Below are 4,423 nucleotides of genomic sequence, written 5' to 3'. Positions count from 1 at the left end.
TGTCATAGAAATCAGAATGACGAAAATTTGTCAAGCTGAATTCATTTCAGCTTCTCATTCTGAAAAATCAAATTTCGCAAAACTCATTTCGAACTTCGAATCTCGAAAAAAAATAAATAATAAAAACAAACATACAAAAAGATGAAAAACATTACAGTTATTGGAGCTGGAACGATGGGGAATGGAATTGCTCACGTTTTCGCACAATCAGGATTTGCAGTGAATTTGGTTGACGTTTCTCAAGATAGTTTGGAGCGTGGATTGAAAACAATCGCTGGAAATTTGGAGCGTATGATCGCCAAAGAAAAAATTACGGAAGCTGACAAAACAGCAACTTTAAATAATATTACAACATTTACAGATACTGCGGAAGCGGTAAAAAATGCGGATTTAGTTGTAGAAGCTGCAACAGAAAATTTAGATTTGAAATTGAAAATCTTCAAACAAATTGATGAAGCTGCGCCAGCAAATGCAATTTTAGCGTCTAATACTTCTTCTATTTCGATTACAAAAATTGCGTCTGTTACAAGTCGTCCAAAACAAGTGATTGGAATGCATTTCATGAATCCAGTTCCGATGATGAAATTGGTTGAAATTATTCGTGGTTACGATACAACAGACGAAGTAACGAAAGCGATTATGGAAATGTCAGAAAAATTAGGAAAAGTTCCAGTTGAAGTGAATGATTATCCAGGTTTTATCGCCAATCGTATTTTAATGCCAATGATTAACGAAGCAATTTATTCTTTATATGAAGGAGTTGCGGGCGTGAAAGAAATTGACGAAGTAATGAAATTAGGTATGGCTCATCCAATGGGACCATTACAATTAGCAGATTTTATCGGTTTAGACGTTTGTTTATCAATCTTAGAAGTGTTGTACGATGGTTTCAAAAATCCTAAATATGCACCTTGTCCATTGTTAGTTAACATGGTAACTGCTGGTAAAAAAGGAGTAAAATCTGGAGAAGGATTCTATGATTATTCAGAATCTAAAAAAGCAGAAAAATTAGCTGCTCAGTTTGCGAAGTAGTTTATCTTACACAAAATAGTCAAAACAAAAAGCGTTACTTTTCGGGTAACGCTTTTTTTTATTTTGATTACTTAATTGCAGCTAAAGCATGTGTGTAATCTGGTTCTTGTCCAATTTCAGGAACTTGTTCTGCATAAGCAACTTCTCCATTTGGATTAATTACTACAACTGCGCGAGATAATAATCCATTTAATGGTCCATCAACCATTTTAACACCATAAGCATTTGCGAATTCTTCATTTTTGAAATCAGATAAAGTGACTACATTATCCAAACCTTCGGCAGCACAAAAACGAGATAAAGCGAAAGGTAAATCTTTCGAAATACATAACACAACTGTATTTGCAGCAGAAGAAACTTCTTTGTTAAAAGTTCGTACAGATTGCGCACAAACACCAGTGTCAACACTTGGAAAAATATTTAAAACAACATTTTTTCCAGCATAATCAGCCAATGTTTTGTCGCTTAAATCTCCTGCTGTTAAAGCAAAAATCGGCGCTTTTTCACCAATTATAGGTAAATCTCCGCCTGTATGAATAGGATTTCCTTTGAATGTAATTTCAGCCATAATTTTTTATTTTATTCTTAGATTTTTAATGATTAAAAGTAACAAAATTCTACGGAGAAAAAAGTATCTTCGCAATAATAAATTGTTACATTACAAATAACACACAAATATTATGCAACTTTCAAAGCGTTTACAGAATTTGAAACCATCTGCAACTATTGCAATGTCTGCGAAAGCAAGAGAATTAAAATCACAAGGAATCGATGTGATTAGTTTAAGTATTGGAGAACCAGATTTCAATACACCAGATTTTATCAAGGAGGCAGCTAAAAAAGCTATCGACGAAAATTATTCAGGATATCCTCCAATTGCAGGGTATGCAGATTTGAAGGAAACAATTTGTAAGAAGTTTAAACGTGATAACAATATTGAATATACAGCAAATCAAGTTGTTGTTTCTACTGGAGCAAAACAATCTATTTATAATGTTTTACAAGCAATTGTAGACGAAGGAACTGAAGTAATTATTCCAACACCTTATTGGGTTTCTTATTCAGATATCGTAGAATTATCAGGAGGAACGCCAGTTTTTGTGGAAGGAACTTTAGAAGCTGATTTCAAAATTACACCAGCACAGTTAGAAGCTGCAATTACAGATAAAACTCGTGCTATTATTTATTCATCTCCTTGTAATCCGTCAGGATCAGTTTACACAAGAGAAGAATTGAAAGGTTTGGCTGAGGTTTTAGCAAAATATCCAGATGTGATTATTATTTCGGACGAAATTTATGAGCACATTGTTTACGGAGAAAAAAATGTTTCGATTGCATCTTTCCCAGAAGTTTATAATCAAACAGTAACTGTAAATGGTTTAGCAAAAGCTTTCGCAATGACAGGTTGGAGAATTGGTTTCATTGGAGCGCCAGCTTGGTTAGCAAAAGCATGCGAAACGTTACAAGGACAAGTGACTTCGGGAGCAACGTCTATCGCTCAACGTGCTGCAATTACGGCTTTAGAAGCAGATCCAAGTTCTGTTCAATACATGGTTGATGCGTTTGCAGAACGTCGTGAATTGATGTTAGGTTGGGCAAGAGAAATTCCAACGTTCAAAGTAAACGAACCAAAAGGAGCTTTCTATTTATTTCCAGATGTTACGGCAACTTTCGGAAATACATACAATGGCGTTACAATTAACAATGCAGATGATTTAGCTTTATATTTATTAGAGCATGCACAAGTTGCAGTTGTTTCTGGTTCGGCTTTCGGGTCTAAAAATTGTATTCGTATCTCGTATGCGGCGTCTGTAGAAGAGTTGAAAGAAGCAATGACACGTATCAAAAATGCTTTAGCGTAAGTAGAAAAATAGATAAAATATCAAAATCCTCAAGTTTTACTTGAGGATTTTTTTGTGGATGATATTTTCTTAAAAAAAATGTGATTTTAATTTTAATGAAATTCAATTGATTAGCCTATTTAAGCGACTTTTTATTGAAAATATTTCAAAAAAGATTTGTTTTAATCGAAAATAACCTCTTATATTTGCACCACTAAAAACAAGGCGAGGTAGCTCAGATGGTTAGAGCGCAGGATTCATAACCCTGAGGTCGGCAGTTCGATTCTGCTCTTCGCTACAAATTCAAAAGACAAATTCATTATTGAATTTGTCTTTTTTATTATCAATAAATATTATTAGACTTCTGATGATAATCATCGATTAATCCTTTCAAATTCATTAAATTTGCATTCAATTTAATAACGTTCTAAATAAAATTCAAAAAAATGATTCAAACAGATATAGTTATAATCGGAGCTGGACCAACTGGTCTTTTTGCCGTTTTCGAAGCAGGTTTATTAAAAATGAGATGTCATATTATTGATGCTCTTCCTCAACCTGGAGGGCAATTGACAGAATTGTATCCAAAAAAACCAATTTTTGATATTCCTGGTTATCCTTCTGTTGGTGCAGGTGAATTGATTGACAATTTAATGGAGCAAATCAAACAATTTGAGCCAGGTTTTACATTAAACGAACAAGCTGCAACAATTGATAAGCAAGAAGACGGAACTTTTATTGTAACAACAAATAAAGGAACGCAAGTACAAGGAAAAGCGGTTGCCATTGCTGGTGGTCTTGGATCTTTTGAGCCTCGTAAGCCAATTATCGAAAACATCGAAGCGTATGAAGAAAACGGAGTGGAGTATTTTGTAAAAAATCCTGAACTGTTCCGTGATAAAAAAATCGTAATTGCTGGTGGTGGAGATTCTGCTTTGGATTGGTCGATTTTCTTGGCTGATGTGGCTGCGGAAGTTACGTTGGTACACAGAAGAAATGAGTTCCGTGGAGCGTTAGATTCTGTTGATAAAGTAATTGAATTGAAAAAAGCTGGAAAAATTAATTTAATCACTCCTGCAGAAATTACTGGAATCAAAGGTGAAGGAAAAGTGGAAAGTTTGGTAATTGAAAAAGAAGGTGAAACTTTTGAACTTGAAACAGATTATTTTATTCCATTGTTTGGTCTTTCTCCAAAACTAGGTCCTATTGCAAATTGGGGATTGGAGATTGATAAAAATGCAATCAAGGTAAATAATGCTTTAGATTATCAAACAAATATCGAAGGAATTTACGCGATTGGAGACGTAAATACTTATCCAGGAAAATTGAAATTGATTTTATGTGGTTTCCATGAAGCAACGTTAATGTGTCAGTCTGTTTACAATAGAATGAATCCTGGGAAAAAATTTGTCTTGAAATACACAACTGTTTCTGGTGTTGATGGTTTCGACGGGACAAGAAAAGAAGCCGAAAAAGCGGTTGTCAAAGCTATTGACTAATTTTAACAAAATAAATAGAAATATTTTTTAAACCCGTAGTGCATTTAGGTA

The 4,423-nt window shown here is 34.1% G+C and carries 4 protein-coding genes and 1 tRNA gene; 4 read left to right on the top strand and 1 reads right to left on the bottom strand.

The features are described from left to right. Nucleotides 1-141: 141 nt before the first annotated feature. Nucleotides 142-1,032: a 3-hydroxyacyl-CoA dehydrogenase family protein gene (locus B3I31_RS05470; RefSeq protein WP_114997739.1), complete on the top strand. Its 891-nt coding sequence runs from the start codon at nt 142-144 to the stop codon at nt 1,030-1,032. 67 nt (nt 1,033-1,099) lie between these two features. Here the strand turns inward: B3I31_RS05470 and tpx are convergent, their stop codons facing one another. Beyond that, nucleotides 1,100-1,600 (bottom strand): thiol peroxidase, encoded by a 501-nt coding sequence (gene tpx, locus B3I31_RS05465; RefSeq protein ID WP_114997736.1) that lies wholly within the window; start codon nt 1,598-1,600, stop codon nt 1,100-1,102. 112 nt (nt 1,601-1,712) lie between these two features. On the opposite strand from tpx, the gene B3I31_RS05460 reads away from it, so the two are divergent. From B3I31_RS05460 to B3I31_RS05450, 3 genes are all read left to right on the top strand, one after another. Further along, the gene (locus B3I31_RS05460) at nt 1,713-2,894 is read left to right on the top strand and encodes a pyridoxal phosphate-dependent aminotransferase (RefSeq protein ID WP_219034881.1); all 1,182 of its coding nucleotides are present in this window, start codon (nt 1,713-1,715) and stop codon (nt 2,892-2,894) included. A gap of 203 nt (nt 2,895-3,097) precedes the next feature. Beyond that, nucleotides 3,098-3,171, top strand: a tRNA-Met gene (locus B3I31_RS05455). A 148-nt stretch (nt 3,172-3,319) separates the two neighbouring features. Then, entirely contained in the window at nt 3,320-4,372 is a 1,053-nt protein-coding gene (locus B3I31_RS05450) for an NAD(P)/FAD-dependent oxidoreductase (protein ID WP_286495897.1), read from the top strand. Nucleotides 4,373-4,423: the final 51 nt, after the last annotated feature.

Origin of the sequence: Empedobacter sp. UBA3475, from assembly GCF_002378465.1 — a bacterium.
Taxonomy (GTDB): Bacteria; Bacteroidota; Bacteroidia; order Flavobacteriales; family Weeksellaceae; genus Empedobacter; species Empedobacter falsenii_B.
Note: the sequence above shows the minus strand (reverse complement) of the source record. Positions and strands in the feature narration are given on the sequence as shown.

Excerpts from the sequence above, each read along its gene's own strand:
- B3I31_RS05470 (WP_114997739.1), top strand. The coding sequence starts at position 142 with ATGAAAAACATTACAGTTATTGGAGCTGGAACGATGGGGAATGGAATT.
- tpx (WP_114997736.1), bottom strand. The coding sequence starts at position 1,600 with ATGGCTGAAATTACATTCAAAGGAAATCCTATTCATACAGGCGGAGAT.
- B3I31_RS05460 (WP_219034881.1), top strand. The coding sequence starts at position 1,713 with ATGCAACTTTCAAAGCGTTTACAGAATTTGAAACCATCTGCAACTATT.
- B3I31_RS05450 (WP_286495897.1), top strand. The coding sequence starts at position 3,320 with ATGATTCAAACAGATATAGTTATAATCGGAGCTGGACCAACTGGTCTT.